Origin of the sequence: Methanogenium sp. S4BF, assembly GCF_029633965.1 — an archaeon.
Classification (GTDB): domain Archaea; phylum Halobacteriota; class Methanomicrobia; order Methanomicrobiales; family Methanomicrobiaceae; genus Methanogenium.
This window is the reverse complement of record NZ_CP091277.1, coordinates 1,345,970-1,362,867: the sequence shown is the minus strand read 5'-3', so window position 1 is coordinate 1,362,867 and position 16,898 is coordinate 1,345,970. Positions and strand designations below refer to the sequence as shown.

Below are 16,898 nucleotides of genomic sequence, written 5' to 3'. Positions count from 1 at the left end.
TGATGGTGATTCAACGGATGTGCGGTAATTACGGTATTTTCCGAAATTACATCGGTTATCGCGGATGCCTGATAGATTAGCTCGGACTTACCAAAGAGCACATTACCCCACATAGGGGGTTATTGTACCAGCATGTCATGTACGTTAATTCAGGGTTTCCTGCCTGATGTCCATCCTTGCATACAGAAAGGACTTTTTCATCGTTATTTCTGATGATAATCGTCATTTGCGGAGTCTTCCAGTGTTTTTTGTCGTGGTTCCGTGAGCTGTTGGTCATTGCTTAATACATCTCTTTATGTGAATATCTTAGTGAATGCGTTTAATTATTTTGGCCTGTGCCGCACGTTCAGGGATAATTTGCCAAAATTCCGTCCCCGGTTCATTCAGAAGTCTGCAATGACCTCACGATGTTTTTGTTCTGCATAGACAAAAGAGGATTCACGTGATGAGGTGACAGATACAATTGAGAAATGAGTTCTTTGATGTTTTGTCATTAAGAACAAAACAGTGCAGTTGTTCAGTATGCCTGACAATACTGCACCATGGACTTGCTTTCTGCCCTTTCCTTACCTGTGAGGGGTGCTGCTGTAAGGAATGTGCCCGCCGGCTTTATGAGCAGGGGGCCTTTTTTGAGAGGTTCTGGCGATACCTATCCCGCTGGTGCCGGTGGTTGTGGGACGGTCCGGATGGTCAGGTGATCAAAAAAGGAGTCGTCCGGGCGATACTGGATTTGGACGCATACTGTTTGCTGACAGGTGATGTGTGCAACGTGCGCCCATCGCGTTGATGTTGCATATCACATTGGTTACGTGCGGTGCCACGTATAGCCACGTATATTTAGCTCACTGAGATTATATCACACACTCCTCCACATTCGTTCTGAATATACCAGCAATTTCCATATACTGTATGGGAGGCCAGGCCCCTGTCCGCCCCTTTGCATGACCACAAAATTCGCTCCTCTTGTGTGTGCCTGACCATTATGTGCAAAATCGGTTTTTTCCATTGTGGCTGAGTCATTTTACTACCATTTACAAAATTATGGTATGAGATTACATCAGTTTCGGTTTTCGTTTTTAGTATGGATATCCGGGAGCCTGTCCAGTCAGTGCTAATTTGAGAGACAGCGATTATCAACAGAAACCTCCTTGCCACCAAACTAACTCCAAATGTTCAAAGCTGTGCAATTTGGAGATTTATACGCCAAATGTCCATGCATTAAAAGAAAAACAGAGATATTTTGGACAGAAATGTGTCGTCTGTAAACACCAACGTTTCTGTTGCATTACACATTTTTCGGCTGTTCTGATATGAAATCTTCTAATGGGAACATAAATTCTGTCATCCAGATTTGGCAGCATGAGCAGGCCACGGAGACAATGCCTGATCTGCAGGAGTTCGTGTGAAATTGCTTCAAATAATCGGACACAACACAATCAGGCATCGGTCCCAGCACCAGCGGGTTGCATTCGCAGCTGATGGGATCATCTTATACCGCCGTTTCATGGTAAAATTCGTGATACTGACGACGAAACGTTAGAAACTTCGCCCGGCGATATGATAGATTCACCAGGTGTTGGCTGTGTCTGACATGCAAGTTCACGAGAATAAGCGCTTCATCGGGCGGACAACCGCAGGATTTGCCTTCCCCAGCTACCGTCTGTATCCGACTCGCAGACTGCGTCCCTCAGATGGGAGTGTCCGCCGCCGTATGGATCGTGCCCGCCGGCATTCGAAAACCCGTGCAGGTTCTTCTCATCCCCGTGGTTCCGATGAACCACTTGAATTTACGAGCATGGGGCCTCAATCTTGAGACTCTGGCAGTACATATCCCTCCGGCGTCGCTGGTTGTGTGGTGGTCCGTCAGGTCAGGTGACCAAAAAGGAGGGTTATCGATACCAAAAAAAGATCAGTTTTTAATCCGGACATCAGACCGGACGGTGAGCCAGCACTCGCCGTTCCGGAACACCCGGACCATGCCGCCGCTCTCGGAGATGGTGACGCCTACTGCGGGGATGATGCGGGTGAGGGATGCGGTGGCCCGGTGTCTGCCGCCCATGCCGTGGGGGAGGCTCAGATCGTCCCCTTTGACATCGATATACCGGCCGGCTGACTGGATGGAGCCCGTGGTGTCGACCACAAAGACCCCGTCTAACTGGGCAAACTCCTTTACGCTCTCCCAGTTGTCCCGGTTGGTGATGTCACGCACCTCTTTCCGGTGCCCCTGGTAGGGGTTGATGATCGCCGAGTGGGAGTGGCTGTGAATCTCCTCGGTGTTGCCGATGATAAACGCGGTGCCGATGGAGCGGCCCTCCCGCCCTTCGACCGCGATCTCGAGGGCCAGCTGGAGGACGGCGGTCATGACGCCCCGCGGCACCAGATCGTCGAACTCCTTGACGCTGATGAACTCCTTGCCCTGGTTGATGTCATAGACTAAGATTGCATACGGAAAGACGCCGACGACCTTGCCCGATTCATACCTCTGGGAGATGTAGATCTGTACGGCGGCATCATGCAGGTGGCGCTCGGAGATCTCAAGGATGTCGTGCATCGTGAGGTCACGGAGGACATCGAGCTGCAGGTCCTGCACCCAGATAACAGGGATGTCACAGGTGAACTCCACCGGCTCGATAAAGGAGACGATTGCCTTTGCGCCGACCTCTTCTGCAAGTGCTGCGGCCGCCTTCAGCATCGTCTGGGTCATAGCAGCTCCCGCACCAGCCCCGGAATGTCGGATGGCTTTCCTGCAACCGGGAAGCCCAGCTGCCTGAGCCGTGCAATCTTTGAGACCGCATCGCCCTCGCCGCCCTCGATGATGGCGCCTGCATGGCCCATCCGCTTCTCCGGCGGTGCGGAGATGCCGGCGATATAGGTGACAAGCGGGAGGCTGGTTGAGGTCGCCCCCTCCTCCTCGAGGTTTCCGCCCACTTCGCCGATCAAAACGACGGCCTTTGTCTGCGGGTCGGCCTCAAAGCGCTCCAGCACCTCGGTGAAGGTCTGGCCGATCACGGGGTCGCCGCCGATGCCGACCACGGTGGACTGCCCGATGCCCGCCCGTGTGAGCTCGTTGATGACCTCATAGGTGAGGGTTCCGCTGCGGGAGATGATGCCCACGTGTCCGGGCATGGCAAGCTGCGGCGGCATGATGCCCAGCTTCAGTTCGCCGGGGGAGAGGATGCCGGGGCAGTTCGGTCCGATGACCGTGCAGCCCTCCATCCGTGCAAAGGCAAGGGCCCGCATGGTGTCGTGCACCGGGATGCCCTCGGTGATGGCGACGACCAGTTCAAGGCCCGCGCTTGCCGCCTCCATGATGGAGTCGCCTGCGGCAAATCCGGGCACAAAGAGAACGGATGTCGTTGCATCATGCTCCGCCATCGCCTCCCGTACACTGTCATAGACCGGAACGCCGTGCACCTTCTGGCCGCCTTTGCCGGGGGTGACGCCTGCCACCACACCGCGTCCGCCGGTCTCCTGTGCATACTGGTTCATGAGATTGATGTGGAATGCGCCCTGGTTGCCGGTCGCCCCCTGGACGATGACGCCTGTCGTATGGTCGCCGTATATCATGCTGCTGCCTCCTGTACTGCCTGTCTCACGACATCTTCCATGGTGTCGAGCATCTGGTAGCCGTTTTTCGCGAGCAGGGCCTTGCCTTCCTCTTCGTTCGTTCCTGCAAGACGGGTGATCACGTGCTGGTCAATGCCCGCTTCGATGATGCCTTTTGCCACCTCGTCACAGCGGGTGATGCCGCCGAGGAGGTTGACCACGATGACCTTCACATCCGGCATGCCGGCCACCAGACGGACGGCCTTCATGACCCGCTCCCGCCCGGCACCGCCGCCGACATCGAGGAAGTTTGCCGCTTTACCGTTGTAGTGGGCGATGAGGTCAAGCGTGGACATGGTCAGCCCGGCACCGTTGCCGATGACGCCAATCGAGCCGTCCAGCTCGACATAGGAGAACCCGTTCTCCTCTGCCTCCCGCTCCCGCGGGGTCAGGTCGCGGTTTGCGGTGATGCCCTGCCGTGCGAGGGCATTGTCGTCGACGATGAGCTTTGCGTCTGCGGCAAAGACGCCCCGCGAGGTGGTCACGAGGGGGTTTATTTCTGCCAGGAGGGCGTCTGAGGCGCAGAACGCCTTGTAGAGGTTATTGATGACCGGCCCGAGCTCTTTGGGGGCGCTGCCGAGGATCTGGCGCATCAGGAATCCCGGCACCCCGGTGAGGAGCGGTGAGAATCCCGCACGCCTGAGTGCTTCCGGCCGTGTCCGGGCGGTCTCCTCGATGTCGACGCCGCCCGTCTCTGCAAAGAGAATCATGGGCTGGCGTGTCGACCGGTCGATGGTGATGGACACATAGTATTCATGGTCTATCGGCAGCTTCTCCTCCACAAGAACCGCCTTCGGGATGAGGCCCTTGATGGGGAAGGAAAAGAGATGTTCGGCGGTGCTGACGGCCTCTGCCTTGTCGGTGATGATGATGCCGCCCGCCTTTCCCCGTCCGCCCACGTCAACCTGCGATTTGACCACGACTTCGTCCGTGAAGCCGTTGAGCTGGCGCCGGAGTTCGTCCGGGTTTCTGATTACCACACCGTTCGGGACCGGGATCCCGTATTCTTTGAAAATCTCTTTTGCTTCAAATTCAAGGAGTTTCATCCGTTACTTCCTCATTATTATTGTTTTCCAAGTTCAAATCCGCGGTGAAGGGCCTTCAGGTTCAGGTCCTCTGTCCCTTTCGGGACACTGTCGAGAACCGCTCGTTCAATGGCCTCCTCCGAGACCACACCGGTGGCGGTCACGAGGGCCCCGAGCATGATGATATTTGCGACGATGACCCGGCCGAGGGTGTCTTTTGCCTCCAGCGTGGCCGGGATTTCGATGCAGGCGCACTGCGGCCGCGAGAAGACCAGTTCTGAGTCGACCAGCATCGTGGCTTCAGGTGATGCGCCTGCCCCGTATTTCTCAAACCCCTGCTGTGACATAATGACATAGATATCAGGGGTGGTGACCTTCGGGTAGAGGATGGGTTCGTCGTCGATGACCACTGCGCTCATCGACGCACCGCCCCGCGCCTCCGGCCCGTAGACCTGCGTCTGGACGGCGTGTTTATTGCTGTAGAGGGCTGCCGCACGGCCGAGGATCACGGCCGAGAGGATGACTCCCTGCCCTCCGAAACCGGAGAAGAGGACTTCGTGCCTCATCGGCGCACCCCCATTGCCGGGCGGTGCCGGCGCACGAATTCACCGACGGCGAAGTGCTCTTCGGGAATGGGTTTGCCTTCCTGCTCCATCCGGCGGACCTTCTGGAGGAGCATGGCATGCGTCCGCATCCACTCCACCTGATCGGTCACCTGCCGGAGTTTGTTTCTCCTGCCGTAGGCGGTCGGGCACTGCACCATCGCCTCGATAAACGAGAGGCCCTCGGTGGAGAGGCCGGTGATGATGGCCTTGGTGAGTTCTGCCGTGTGGTAGGACGTCCATCTGGCCACATGGTTTGCACCGGCTGCGACCGCAAGTTCTGCGAGATCAAAGACCGGCTCTGCCGCCCCGTAGGGGGTGGTGGTCGAGATCTTCCCGACCGGGGTGCAGGGGCTCCCCTGTCCGCCGGTCATGCCGTAGATCATATTGTTCATGCAGATGACGGTCATGTCGATGTTGCGGCGGCATGCATGAATGAAATGGTTGCCGCCAATCGCCGAGAGGTCCCCGTCACCGGTGAAGACCACCACATGGAGGTCGGGGTTTGCCATCTTCACGCCGGTGGCAAACGCGAGCGCCCTGCCGTGGGTGGTGTGCAGGGAGTCGGTGGAGATGTATCCCGGCGCACGGGAGGAGCAGCCGATGCCGGAGACAAAGACGGTGTCGTCGATATTCCACTGCATCGCGTCCACTGCCTTGATGGAGCAGTTCATCACGGTGCCGTTGCCGCACCCGGTGCAGAAGATGTGCGGCAGCCGGTCTTCCCGGTACCACTTCTCAAAGACACGGGTGCTCATCGCTCTGCCTCCACTGCGGCATAGAGTTCTGCGGGCGTATGGATGAGGCCGCCAATCTTCGGCATGGAGAGGACCTTCTGGCCGCTCATGTGCCGGGCGACCTCGCGTGCCATCTGGCCGAGGTTCAGTTCCGGCACGATGAAGGTCTTTGCATTGGGGAAGAGCTTCAGGGTGTCCTCGGGGAACGGCCAGACGATGCGCAGGTTGAGGTGGCCTATTTCCTCGTCCGGGTGGTCGTGGAGGACCTGCCGGACGGTGCGGGCACAGGGGCCGTAGGTGACAAAGACGGTCTCCGCATCGGTGTTGACCGCATCATAGTCCGCAATCTCGTGGCGCTTTGACTCCACCTTGTTGTAGAGGCGCAGGACCAGCTTTTCATGGGTCTCCGGGTTGGTCGTGTCCGGGTATCCGCGTTCGTCGTGGGTAAGCCCGGTGACATGCACCCGGTGCCCGCTGCCGAACTTCGCAAATCCGGGGACGCCGTCCTCGCCTGCCTGGAAGGGAAGTTCTCCTTCGAGGAGGGGTTTCCGGGGGACGATATCGACCGAATCCGGGATGATGACCCGCTCCCGCATATGGCCGATGGTCTCGTCGGACATCACGAAGGTGGGGACACGGAACCGGTCGGCGAGATTGAACGCCTTTGCGGTGAGTTCATACATCTCCTGCACAGTCGAGGGGACGACTGCGATCGTTGCCATGTCGCCGTGTGAACCGAAGCGGCACTGCATCATGTCGCCCTGTGCAGACATCGTCGGCTGGCCGGTCGAAGGGCCGCCCCGCTGGATGTTGACGATGACACAGGGGGTTTCGGTCATCACCGCGTAGCCGATGTTCTCCATCATGAGGGAGAACCCCGGCCCGGATGTGGCCGTCATGGACCGTGCGCCGGTCCACGATGCACCGATGACAGAACCAATGCCCGCGATCTCGTCCTCCATCTGGATGAAGGTGCCTCCCGCCTTCGGGAGCCTCAGTGCCATCAGCTCGGCAATCTCGGTGGACGGGGTGATGGGATACCCGCCGAAGAAACTGCATCCGGCCGCAAGAGCTCCCTCACAGCATGCCGTATTGCCCTGCATGAATTCAATTTTGCTCAAAACTCGATCACCACGTTATTCTCGGAATAAGGTTCTTCTTCTTTCCAGCAGATGGCCTGGTCGGGGCAGATCATCTGGCATGCGCCGCAGAGCTGTCTGCCGTAGAGGTGGCGCAGGCGGCAGTTGGTGCACCGTTCCGGCCGGTCAAGGATGGGGACGATAATGCCCCGCTCATTGAGTTTTCTGCCTTCCTGAAATATGGTATATGGGCAGACGGTGGTGCAGAGGTTGCATCCCTTGCATCGCCGTTCATCGATTATTAGTTTCATCCGGCACGTCCTGCTTATATATTGTTCCATTCTTTACTAAAGGTATCGACAGTCCCAACTGATTGCCCGGAACTGGCGGATAATCAGAACATTTCGTCAAATATTTTCTCTGAAGCGAGGCGGACATCACGGAAGAGGTCACCCCCTTCGGCATCGATCGCAACGGTCAGGGGGAGTTCTCTGCATTCGATGGCCCATACTGCCTCAGGCATCCCGAGATCTTCATAGAAAACCCCTTTCAGGGTCATCCGTGACGCCGCAAGGGCCGCACACCCGCCGGTGAAGGCGAGATAGACGCCCCTGCCCCGCAGCTGCTCCCGCACGGTGTCGCCCATGCCGCCCTTGCCGATGAGTGCCCGGACGCCTGCGTCCAGAAGGAACCCGGAGAGTTCGTTCATCCGTGCACTGGTCGTGGGGCCGGCGGCGATGATGGTGCCGTCCTTCACCACCGGGCCGCAGTGGTAGACAGCCGCCCCTTCCGGGTCAAAGGGGATGCCTGCCTCCTGCATGCGAAGGTGTGCCTCGTCGCGGGCGGTGTAGATCATGCCGGAGAGGGTGACCCGGTCGCCTGCCCGGAGGGTGAGCACCTCATCGCCCAGCGGGGTGGAGAGGGCGTTCATGGATAGTTCACCTCAACGGTGGCCCGCCGGGCGGCCCAGCACTGGACATTGAGCGCAACAGGGAGCGAGGCGGTGTGGCAGCCTCCCTCACGTATCCGCACGCCGAGACAGGTCGTTTTGCCGCCCAGCCCCATCGGCCCGATGCCGAGGGCGTTTACCGCGTCATAGATCTCCTGTTCGAGCGGGTTCATCTCCCCGAGGGGGGTGAGCAGGGCCTCTTTGGCAAGGGCCGCCGCCCCGTCTGCGGTGGAGCCGATGCCGATCCCGAGGATGACCGGGGGGCAGGGTTTTCCGCCGGCACGCAGCACCGTCTCGGTGATGAACCGTTTGATTGCCCTGGTCTCCGAGGGCAGAAACATCCGCAGTGCGGAGACGTTCTCCGACCCCGCCCCCTTCGGCAGCACGGTGAGGGTGAACGCCTCGCCCGGCGTGCAGTGCACCGCAGGCATGCCCATCCCGCAGTTGGTGCCCGTGTTCTCCCGTGTGCACGGGGAGACGACGTTGGGGCGGAGCGGAATCTCTGCGGTCGCCTGCCGTACGCCGTCCTCCACCCCTTCCCGGATGGCGTCCGTGAACGGGACGTCCGGCGGGATGGTGATGTAGACGACAGGGACGCCGGTATCCTGGCAGAGGGGGACATTCCGGCTCTCCGCCATCCTGATGTTCTCCCGAATCGCCTCCAGTTCGCTTCTCGCGACCGGATTGTCTTCTGCGGCATATGCCCGCTCCAGCGCTTGTTTTACATCGTCCGGGAGGTGTATCTCCGCCTCCCTGAGTGCCTGCAGGGTTGCCTGTGCAACGGCGGTGCGCAGACTCTTTTGATCAGTTAATCCGGGCATGAATATCTTCCCAACTCTTCTGTTGAGGTGGGTAATGATGGTAAAAAAGTATATGCCCCCGATGGGGGAATATGCACTATTAGTTGGTTCTTTCGATGACGATTCTGCCGGGAGACGGAAGCTTCTGGATGCCGTGCTTCATGATCTCCTTCACCTTCTCAGCGTTTGCCTCGGTGGTGTAGCAGGTGAAGATCTTCTGGTTGACTTCAACACGTGCTGCTGTACCGACTGCCTTGCCGAATGCCATTCTCATACCTTCTGAGACACGGTCAGCACCGGCACCGGTTGCCTGCTTGTTCTCACGGAGAACATGGTGAGGGTAGGTGCGCAGCTTGAGGTGGAAATTCATTCTGCCGACATCTTTGATAAGCTTCCTGTTGACGTTAACACGGGCTGCTTCCAGTGCGGTGTGGCGAATCTGGCATTTCTCATCGACCTGGATTGAAACAGCAACCGGGAAATCAGCTCTCAGGTTGCCCATATCGAACTGCACAATCTTGCTTCCAGGGACGCCGCCCATATATTTTCGGCGTGTGTATGCCCTCTTTGTGACAGATCTATACATTACTGCTGGTTTTCGGACCATTGCTTAAGACTCCTCTATGAATAAATGCGCTATAAAAAATGGAAATGTATCCTTATAATACTTACCGAATGTGGGCACTCTCTTCCATGGTTTCCAGAATGTGTTTGCGCAATTCGGCAAATTCTGGTGCGGTCCGGTCACGCATGCGTGGCAGGTCAACAGAAATGACCTCCTCTATTTTACCGGGCCGGGGGCTCAGGATGACGATTTTATCCGCAAGAAACACCGCTTCGTCCACACTGTGGGTCACAAAGATGACGGTCTTCTGCGTCTCCTCCCAGATTTCCAGGAGTTCGCGCTGCATCACATTGCGGGTCTGTGCGTCCAGTGCGCCGAAGGGTTCGTCCATTAAAAGGACCTTCGGTTCGTTTGCGAGAGCACGTGCAATGGCGACCCGCTGGCGCATGCCCCCGGAGAGTTCGTGCGGGTAGGCATCCCTGAACTGTTCGAGATGGATGATTTTCAGGTATTTCTCCGCCTTCTCCCTTCGCTCCGTCTTTGGGATGCCCCGCATCTCAAGGCCGAATGCGATGTTGTCGATGACACTCTTCCACGGGAAGAGGGAATACTCCTGGAAGACCATGCCGCGGTCGGTATCCGTCCCTTCGACGGGCACCCCGTTGAGGAGGATTGTCCCTTCCGTGGTGGTCTCAAGGCCTGCGATGATGCGCAGGAGGGTGGTCTTTCCGCACCCGGACGCGCCGACGATGCAGATGAACTCCTTCTCTCCAATCTCCAGGTTCACGTCTTTGAGTGCGACGGTCGGTTCTCCTTCGTCGCGCGGAAACGTCTTGGTTACGTGCTGAACTGATACAACTGCCATCTGTCTCCTCACTCCATATTGTTCTGCCACCGGACGGTCTGTTTGTTTACGTAATGCCGGAAGAGGATGTCAATGACGATGCCGATGACACCCAGTACCAGCATGTAGACGACCACGCTGTCCATCTGGTGGAGGTTGTAATAGGTCCAGAGGTTCTTCCCCAGTCCGTATTTTCCGGTGCCCGCACCGAAGATCTCGGCGCCGACAAGACACATCCATCCGATGCCCATGGAGACACGGATGCCTGCGGTTATTTCGGGGATGGATGAAGGGAATCCAATCTTCCGGATAAGGGAGATGTCCTTTGTGCACCCGAGCACCTTTCCCGCCTCGATAAAGACCTTCGGGACATTGCGGAAGCCCGTATAGGTGTTGACGATGATGGGGAAGACTGCGCCGATGAAGATGATGAATCCCGCTGCGGCATGCGTGAGGCCGAACCAGATGATGGCAAACGGGATCCATGCCAGGGGCGGTATGGGCCGGATAATCTCGACGATCGGGTTCAGTGCCATGTCGATGTCGCGGAACCAGCCCATGCACACACCGGTCGGAATACCGACAAGAAGCGCTGCTGCCATGCCGATTGCAAAGTGATACAGGCTCACTGCGATATCTGTGGGGAGGGTGCCCCGCGGACCGAACATGTCCCTGATGAATGCGGCAACAACATCGGTGAAACTGGGCAGTTTAAACATGTTTCCGACTACGTAGACGGCAACGATCTGCCAGATAAGGATGACCACCGCTACTGAGGCGAGTGGTATCAGGATGTTCCGGTAGGTGTGTTTTTTCTGTTTACGCATTGGTGAATTCTCCACGGTGCGTACCCGGGGTGGTTCCCCGTCGGTTCTTCAGATCTGCGCAGGCAGGGGAAAAAAAGGTTAGGCTTCTGTAGCCTTCTGGTAGAAGGACAGATCAAATATTTCATCTTCGGTGAGCGGGCGGTCGATGTAGCCGAGGTCTGCCTGCACCTGGGTGTAATCAACAACGGATTCGACGATGATGGATGGGTCTGTTATCCAGCGTCCGTCCCATGTTTCAAACGAGTCCTTGATGACTGCGATGTCGACCTTGTTCATGTCGTAGTAGATCTGGGCTGCCTCGTCCTGATTTGCGATGGCATAGTCGGTTGCTTTGATGTGGGTCTTCACAATCTGCTCCACAATGTCAGGGTGGTTGCGGATGAGGTCGCCGGAGACGACAAGGGCACAGCAGGCATGGTCAGGCTGCATTACGCCGGAATGAACGGCGATGTATCCGTTGCCTTCCGCGACGATGGTGGCGGGTGCGGGGTGCGGCAGGAATACTGCGTCCACAGCGCCTTCTGAGATGGCTACCGTGGCGTCACCGGGGCCCATCGGGCGGATGTCTACGTCAGTGTCGGGGTTGATGCCGTTTGACTGGAGCCAGTCACGCAGGACGGTGTCCTGAATGGTGCCCGGCGGGAAGGTGGCGATGGTGAGGCCCTTCAGGTCTTCAGGGGCGGTGTAGTTGAATTCAGGCCGGATGACAAGGTCTGATCCCTGCACCTGCACTGCAGCGATGATTTTTGCGTCAAGGCCGGTGGCAAGTGCCGAGATGACCGGTGCTGCACCGACATATGCGACGTCGATGTCGCCGGAGAGCATGGACTGCATCTCAGGTGCGCCGGTCGGGAACTTGTGGTCTTCAATGGTGGTGATGCCTAAGGGTGCAAGGTCTGCTTCCCACCATCCCTTCTCCTTTGCCACCATGTATGCAATCTGGTGGGTTGACGGCTGGTAGCCGAAGGAGAGAGAGTCTTTCTCAGGTGTGGTCGTGCCGGTGTCTGTGCAGCCGGCCACGAGTATAACTGCGGCGATGGCGCAGACGGCCAGAATTAAGAGTCCTTTCGATTTCATATGATGATCTCCAGATGGATGAATTACCATAAGATGTTTTGCCCGGTGATTATTAATATGTCCCATTTTGAGCAAATCATTGCCCATATGTGTCTGATTTTAATGGCTGTTGGACAATTATTGCCCGCGGCTGAACAACAGGCGGCGGCGGATTTTTCCGAAAATGCATTGCTTTAACATTTTTCGTTTCATATACTACAGGCAGGAGTTTACGAAAAATGTCGAGCGATCCGGTGAGGAGGGGGCGGCTTACGGGCGGACGGCCCGCTGAAGTGGCTGCCTTCCTCTCGTCAATGGAAGCGGACCGGTGGATTGCCGATGCGGATGTCAGGGTTGATATTGCTCATCTCCTGATGCTGGACCGGCAGGGCATCATCGAACGGGACGCGTCATCAGCGGTCATGGCCGCACTGCTTGGGATGTATGAACACGGTGTGCCGGAGACGGTCTTTGACGACGAGTATGAGGATGTGCACGCCGGTATTGAGGCGTCCCTGATCGCTGCGTCCGGCATGGACAAGGGCGGCCGCCTGCACATGGGGCGGTCACGGAATGACGAGGTGGCGACCTGCATCCGTATCCGGCTCAGGAGTGAGCTTCTCGCCCATCTGGAGGGGCTCACCTCCCTGCGGGCGGCACTTCTGGAGCAGGCGGGCAATCATACGGAGACGGTGATGCCGGGGTTCACCCATCTCCAGCATGCCCAGCCCACCACCCTCGGGCACTATCTGCTGGCCTACGAACAGGCGCTCTCCCGCGACTTTGAGCGTCTGGTGGATGCCTATATCCGGGTGAACCGGTCGCCTCTTGGTGCGGCGGCGTTCGCCTCCACCGGCTACCCGATTGACCGGGAGATGACTGCCGGACTGCTGGGGTTCCCGGACCTCATGCTCAATACGATGGATGCGGTCTCCGCCCGTGACTTTGTCATCGAGACGGCTGCCGCCTGCACGATCCTCATGTCCACCCTTTCCCGGCTGGCAGAGGAGATTGTGCTCTGGAGCTCTGCCTTTGTCCGGTTTGTGACGCTCGACGATGCATACTGCTCGACCAGCTCGATTATGCCGCAGAAGAAGAACCCGGACACCGCAGAGATCATGCGGGGCAAGAGCGGTGCGGTCGCAGGCGCCTTCACGGCGGCCTTCACCGCGGTGAAGGGCCTTCCGATGAGCTACAACCGCGACCTGCAGGACGTGACCCCCTCCCTCTGGCGGGCGGTGGCAGAGTCCGGCGCCTGCATCGGCATCGCCACCGGCATCATCAGCACCGCCACCTTCCACCCGGAGCGGATGCGTGAGGAGGCGGGCCGGGGCTTTTCAACCGCAACCGAGCTGGCGGATGTTCTGGTGCGGGAATTCGGCCTCCCCTTCCGGGCGGCCCACAATATCATCGGCCGTGCGGTCCGGAGCGGGGAGATCACCCTTGCCGTTCTGGAAGCAGCGGCTCGTGACCTCTCCGGCATCTCTCTTGCGGAGCGCGGCCTCACGGAGGAGCGTATTGCAGAAGCCCTCGATGTGGACGTGAGCGTGCGGATGCGCAGCGCACCCGGCGGCCCGGCACCGGCAACGGTGACCGGCGCCCTCTCGATGCGGGACCTTGCCCTCGAAGAGGACCGGATCTGGGTCCGCTCCGAACAGAAACGCCTGCAGGATGCAGAAGATGCGATGATTAGAGACGCACGGAAACTGGTTGACGAATCATGATGGAATCAGGAACACAGGTGACCTGCCGGTATGCCGGGGCAGACCTCGAAGGTACATATATAACAGACCGCGACGGCATGGCGGTCATCAAACTGAACAGCGGATACAATATCGGGGTGGACCCCTCATGCCTGACGGTGGCCGCACCGCCGGAGGAGACGGTGGCGGCAGGGGCGATCAGTGTCAGACAGGATACTTCTCTCCCGCAGCTCTCCATCATCTCCACCGGCGGAACGATCGCAAGCCGCGTGGACTACCGGACGGGTGCGGTGACGAGCCAGTTCACCGCAGACGACATCATGCGGGCCATCCCCGGCCTTGCCGATATCGCACAGTTCCGTTCCGAGGTGCTCGCGACCATTCTCTCCGAGAATATGACGCCTGCCATCTGGCAGACGCTTGCACAGAGCATCTGTGCAGAGATTAAAAACGGTGCGGAGGGTGTCATCGTGACTCACGGCACCGATACGATGGCCTACTCGGCAGCGGCGGTCTCCTTTATGCTGGACACCCCGGTGCCGGTGGTCTTTGTCGGCTCCCAGCGGTCTGCGGACCGTCCGTCCAGTGACAATGTGATGAACGGGCTTGCAAGCGCTGCCGCCGCCACCTCCGATCTGGGTGAGGTGGCTGTGGTGATGCATGCGTCCACCAACGACGACACCTGCGCCATCCACCGGGGGACGCGGGTGCGCAAGATGCACACCTCGCGGCGTGACGCCTTCCAGAGCTTCGGGATGGGGCACATCGGGTCGGTGGCCTACCCCTCGCTTGACGTGACGCTCTCGGCGGATGCGGTGCGCAGGCGGCCGGACACCGAACCGGTGCTCGCAGCGAAACTGGAGGAGAAGGTCGGGCTTTCGACCTTCTATCCCGGCATGCACCCGGACGTGATTCATGCGTTTGACGGATACCGTGGTCTGGTGGTCTCCGGCACCGGTCTGGGCCACACCTCCGCCCCGGTGATTGATGCGATACGCTCGCTCACCGACGCGGGCACCGTGGTGGTCATGACCTCCCAGTGCCTCAACGGCCGCGTCTGCGACCGGGTCTATGACACCGGGCGTGACCTGCTGGCCGCCGGTGTGGTGGAAGGCGAGGAGATGCTGCCTGAAGTGGCCTGTGTCAAACTGATGTGGGTCCTCGGGCAGACGACAGATACCGAAGAGGCGGCCCGCCTGATGGCGACGCCGCTGCGTGGTGAATTTACGAGGTGTTCTGAGAATGGACTTTGATTATGCGGCACTGGGCCTGAAGGCAGGCATTGAGATTCACCAGCAGCTCGACACGCGGGAGAAGCTCTTCTGCCACTGCCCGACCGTCCTGCGGGATGTCGCGGAGCACAACGGCGAGTTCTTCCGCTATCTCCGGGCGACGGTCTCCGAGATGGGTGAGATTGACCGGGCGGCCCGCGAGGAGATGATGGTCATGCGCCCGTTCTCCTACTATGCGTATGACACCACCTGTCTGGTGGAGAACGACGAGGAGCCGCCGGCGCCCCTGAACCCCGAGGCGCTGGAGCTGGCACTGACCTTTGGACGGATGATGGGCATGACGCCGGTCGAACAGGTGCATGTGATGCGCAAACTGGTCATCGACGGCTCCAACACGAGCGGGTTCCAGCGGACGGCTCTGGTGGCGCTCAACGGCTCTCTCCCCATGGGGGCCCGGATTGAGTCCATCTGCCTCGAAGAGGAGGCGGCCCAGCGGGTGGAGGGCGACACCTTCTCCCTCGACCGTCTCGGTATCCCCCTCGCAGAGATAACGACCGCTCCCGACATGCACACGCCGGAGGCGGTGAAGGAGGTGGCCGCCTACATCGGGATGCTTTTGCGTTCGACGATGAAGGTGAAGCGCGGCATCGGCACTATCCGGCAGGATGTGAACATCTCCATCCGCGAGGGTGCCCGTGTCGAGATCAAAGGCGTCCAGGAACTCCGGCTCATCGAGGAAGTGGTCCGGCGTGAGGTGCAGCGGCAGGTGAATCTGGTTGCCATCCGCGAGGAACTCCTGTCACGGGGCGCCTCGGTGGATGAGCAGTCCCATGACGTGACCGCGCTCTTTAAAGAGACCGGCTCAGCCATCCTGAAACGGGCGAAGACGATTCATGCGGTCTGCCTCCGCGGGTATGCCGGCCTTGTCGGGTGCGAGATTCAGCCCGGCAGGCGTCTCGGGAGCGAGATGTCTGACTACGCGAAGAAATGCGGCGTGGGCGGGCTCTTCCATACCGATGAACTGCCTGCCTACGGGGTCACCGAAGCCGAGGTCGCCGCGCTGAAGGCAGCCGTCGGTGCGGGGCCGGATGACTGTGTCGTCCTCGTCGCCGATGCCAAAAAGAAGGTCGTCTGCGCCATCGAACAGGTGCGGCGGCGTGCGCAGATGGCGATGGACGGGGTGCCGGAGGAGACGCGCAAGATGCTTGAGGAGGGCAGCACGGCGTATATGCGGCCCCTGCCCGGTGCGGCCCGGATGTACCCGGAGACCGATGTGCTGCCGGTGACGGTCACCGACGTCTACTATAACGGGCTTGTGCTGCCGGAACTGCTCTCCGAGAAGGCGGACCGGTTTGCAGCGGAGATGGGGCTGGACCTGTCCCTTGCCCGCCAGATGGTCTATTCCCGCCGGTGCGCCCTCTTTGAAGAGGCGGTCAGCCGGGGCGTGAAGTCCACGCTTGCGGCACGCACCCTTCTGGGGACGTTAAAGGAGCTCTCCCGTGACGGAGCGGATGTCGCGGCCGTGCCGGATGAGGGGCTTTTGGACCTCCTTCTCCGGGTGGAGAACGGGGCGGTTGCAAAGGAGGCCATTCCGCCGGTCATCCGCGCCCTCTCGGAAGGGGCGGATATCGCAGCGGCCATCGAGGCGGTGGCGCCCTCCATCAGCCGGGAAGAGGTGCGTGCAGTCATCTGCGCCACCATTGCCGAGCGCGATGCATTTGTCCGTGAACAGGGCATGCGTGCCGTGGGCCCCCTGATGGGGGTTGTGATGAAAGAGCTTCGCGGACGGGCGGACGGAAAGGTCATCTCAGAACTGCTGAAAGAGGAACTGGCAAAGATCACCTGAGGGGGCGCTCCCTCTCGGTTACATTTA

The 16,898-nt window shown here is 59.2% G+C and carries 17 protein-coding genes; 4 read left to right on the top strand and 13 right to left on the bottom strand.

Annotated features, from left to right (window positions below; genetic code table 11):
• The first annotated feature begins 1,582 nt into the window (after positions 1 to 1,582).
• Positions 1,583 to 1,813 carry a hypothetical protein gene (locus L1S32_RS06525; RefSeq protein ID WP_278154224.1) on the top strand — a complete coding sequence of 77 codons (231 nt, stop codon included), beginning with the start codon at positions 1,583 to 1,585 and terminating at the stop codon, positions 1,811 to 1,813.
• Positions 1,814 to 1,909: 96 nt separating this feature from the next.
• Here L1S32_RS06525 and L1S32_RS06520 read toward each other — a convergent pair whose 3' ends face one another.
• The 13 genes from L1S32_RS06520 to L1S32_RS06460 form a co-directional block, all read right to left on the bottom strand.
• Entirely contained in the window at positions 1,910 to 2,704 is a 795-nt protein-coding gene (locus tag L1S32_RS06520; protein WP_278154223.1) for a diadenylate cyclase, read from the bottom strand.
• On the bottom strand, positions 2,701 to 3,567 hold the full coding sequence (gene sucD, locus L1S32_RS06515) for a succinate--CoA ligase subunit alpha (RefSeq protein WP_278154222.1): 867 nt from the start codon (positions 3,565 to 3,567) through the stop codon (positions 2,701 to 2,703). Before sucD ends, L1S32_RS06520 begins: the two co-directional genes overlap by 4 nt.
• Positions 3,564 to 4,652 carry an ATP-grasp domain-containing protein gene (locus L1S32_RS06510; RefSeq protein WP_278154221.1) on the bottom strand — a complete coding sequence of 363 codons (1,089 nt, stop codon included), beginning with the start codon at positions 4,650 to 4,652 and terminating at the stop codon, positions 3,564 to 3,566. The genes sucD and L1S32_RS06510 overlap by 4 nt, the downstream gene beginning before the upstream one ends.
• Positions 4,653 to 4,669: 17 nt before the next feature.
• Complete coding sequence (locus tag L1S32_RS06505) at positions 4,670 to 5,197, bottom strand: 2-oxoacid:ferredoxin oxidoreductase subunit gamma (protein ID WP_278154220.1); 528 nt, start codon at positions 5,195 to 5,197, stop codon at positions 4,670 to 4,672.
• Positions 5,194 to 5,991, bottom strand: coding sequence for a thiamine pyrophosphate-dependent enzyme (locus tag L1S32_RS06500; RefSeq protein WP_278154219.1), 798 nt, complete (start codon positions 5,989 to 5,991; stop codon positions 5,194 to 5,196). The genes L1S32_RS06505 and L1S32_RS06500 overlap by 4 nt, the downstream gene beginning before the upstream one ends.
• The gene (locus L1S32_RS06495; protein WP_278154218.1) at positions 5,988 to 7,091 is read right to left on the bottom strand and encodes a 2-oxoacid:acceptor oxidoreductase subunit alpha; all 1,104 of its coding nucleotides are present in this window, start codon (positions 7,089 to 7,091) and stop codon (positions 5,988 to 5,990) included. The genes L1S32_RS06500 and L1S32_RS06495 overlap by 4 nt, the downstream gene beginning before the upstream one ends.
• On the bottom strand, positions 7,088 to 7,360 hold the full coding sequence (locus L1S32_RS06490; protein ID WP_278154217.1) for a ferredoxin family protein: 273 nt from the start codon (positions 7,358 to 7,360) through the stop codon (positions 7,088 to 7,090). Before L1S32_RS06490 ends, L1S32_RS06495 begins: the two co-directional genes overlap by 4 nt.
• Positions 7,361 to 7,443: 83 nt before the next feature.
• Entirely contained in the window at positions 7,444 to 7,980 is a 537-nt protein-coding gene (locus L1S32_RS06485; protein ID WP_278154216.1) for a FumA C-terminus/TtdB family hydratase beta subunit, read from the bottom strand.
• On the bottom strand, positions 7,977 to 8,819 hold the full coding sequence (locus L1S32_RS06480; protein WP_278154215.1) for a fumarate hydratase: 843 nt from the start codon (positions 8,817 to 8,819) through the stop codon (positions 7,977 to 7,979). The genes L1S32_RS06485 and L1S32_RS06480 overlap by 4 nt, the downstream gene beginning before the upstream one ends.
• Positions 8,820 to 8,898: 79 nt before the next feature.
• Complete coding sequence (locus tag L1S32_RS06475) at positions 8,899 to 9,405, bottom strand: 50S ribosomal protein L16 (protein ID WP_278154214.1); 507 nt, start codon at positions 9,403 to 9,405, stop codon at positions 8,899 to 8,901.
• Between the two features lie 61 nt (positions 9,406 to 9,466).
• Positions 9,467 to 10,228 carry an ABC transporter ATP-binding protein gene (locus L1S32_RS06470; protein ID WP_278154213.1) on the bottom strand — a complete coding sequence of 254 codons (762 nt, stop codon included), beginning with the start codon at positions 10,226 to 10,228 and terminating at the stop codon, positions 9,467 to 9,469.
• Between the two features lie 8 nt (positions 10,229 to 10,236).
• On the bottom strand, positions 10,237 to 11,034 hold the full coding sequence (locus L1S32_RS06465) for an ABC transporter permease (RefSeq protein WP_278154212.1): 798 nt from the start codon (positions 11,032 to 11,034) through the stop codon (positions 10,237 to 10,239).
• A gap of 78 nt (positions 11,035 to 11,112) precedes the next feature.
• Positions 11,113 to 12,111 carry an ABC transporter substrate-binding protein gene (locus L1S32_RS06460; RefSeq protein WP_278154211.1) on the bottom strand — a complete coding sequence of 333 codons (999 nt, stop codon included), beginning with the start codon at positions 12,109 to 12,111 and terminating at the stop codon, positions 11,113 to 11,115.
• A gap of 218 nt (positions 12,112 to 12,329) precedes the next feature.
• Here L1S32_RS06460 and argH point away from each other — a divergent pair, with 218 nt between their 5' ends.
• Genes argH through gatE form a run of 3 tightly spaced genes read left to right on the top strand, consistent with a single transcriptional unit; the run spans position 12,330 to position 16,871 of the window.
• Complete coding sequence (gene argH, locus L1S32_RS06455; protein WP_278154210.1) at positions 12,330 to 13,814, top strand: argininosuccinate lyase; 1,485 nt, start codon at positions 12,330 to 12,332, stop codon at positions 13,812 to 13,814.
• On the top strand, positions 13,814 to 15,046 hold the full coding sequence (gatD, locus tag L1S32_RS06450; protein WP_278157059.1) for a Glu-tRNA(Gln) amidotransferase subunit GatD: 1,233 nt from the start codon (positions 13,814 to 13,816) through the stop codon (positions 15,044 to 15,046). The genes argH and gatD overlap by 1 nt, the downstream gene beginning before the upstream one ends.
• Positions 15,036 to 16,871, top strand: coding sequence for a Glu-tRNA(Gln) amidotransferase subunit GatE (gene gatE, locus L1S32_RS06445; protein WP_278154209.1), 1,836 nt, complete (start codon positions 15,036 to 15,038; stop codon positions 16,869 to 16,871). Before gatD ends, gatE begins: the two co-directional genes overlap by 11 nt.
• The last annotated feature ends 27 nt before the right edge of the window (positions 16,872 to 16,898 follow it).

Bases quoted from the DNA above. Each gene is read 5' to 3' on its own strand.
- L1S32_RS06500 (WP_278154219.1), bottom strand. From the start codon at position 5,991: ATGAGCACCCGTGTCTTTGAGAAGTGGTACCGGGAAGACCGGCTGCCG.
- gatD (WP_278157059.1), top strand. From the start codon at position 13,814: ATGGAATCAGGAACACAGGTGACCTGCCGGTATGCCGGGGCAGACCTC.
- gatE (WP_278154209.1), top strand. From the start codon at position 15,036: ATGGACTTTGATTATGCGGCACTGGGCCTGAAGGCAGGCATTGAGATT.
- L1S32_RS06485 (WP_278154216.1), bottom strand. From the start codon at position 7,980: ATGAACGCCCTCTCCACCCCGCTGGGCGATGAGGTGCTCACCCTCCGG.
- L1S32_RS06480 (WP_278154215.1), bottom strand. From the start codon at position 8,819: ATGCCCGGATTAACTGATCAAAAGAGTCTGCGCACCGCCGTTGCACAG.
- L1S32_RS06520 (WP_278154223.1), bottom strand. From the start codon at position 2,704: ATGACCCAGACGATGCTGAAGGCGGCCGCAGCACTTGCAGAAGAGGTC.
- argH (WP_278154210.1), top strand. From the start codon at position 12,330: ATGTCGAGCGATCCGGTGAGGAGGGGGCGGCTTACGGGCGGACGGCCC.
- L1S32_RS06470 (WP_278154213.1), bottom strand. From the start codon at position 10,228: ATGGCAGTTGTATCAGTTCAGCACGTAACCAAGACGTTTCCGCGCGAC.
- L1S32_RS06460 (WP_278154211.1), bottom strand. From the start codon at position 12,111: ATGAAATCGAAAGGACTCTTAATTCTGGCCGTCTGCGCCATCGCCGCA.
- L1S32_RS06505 (WP_278154220.1), bottom strand. From the start codon at position 5,197: ATGAGGCACGAAGTCCTCTTCTCCGGTTTCGGAGGGCAGGGAGTCATC.
- L1S32_RS06510 (WP_278154221.1), bottom strand. From the start codon at position 4,652: ATGAAACTCCTTGAATTTGAAGCAAAAGAGATTTTCAAAGAATACGGG.
- sucD (WP_278154222.1), bottom strand. From the start codon at position 3,567: ATGATATACGGCGACCATACGACAGGCGTCATCGTCCAGGGGGCGACC.
- L1S32_RS06490 (WP_278154217.1), bottom strand. From the start codon at position 7,360: ATGAAACTAATAATCGATGAACGGCGATGCAAGGGATGCAACCTCTGC.
- L1S32_RS06465 (WP_278154212.1), bottom strand. From the start codon at position 11,034: ATGCGTAAACAGAAAAAACACACCTACCGGAACATCCTGATACCACTC.
- L1S32_RS06475 (WP_278154214.1), bottom strand. From the start codon at position 9,405: ATGGTCCGAAAACCAGCAGTAATGTATAGATCTGTCACAAAGAGGGCA.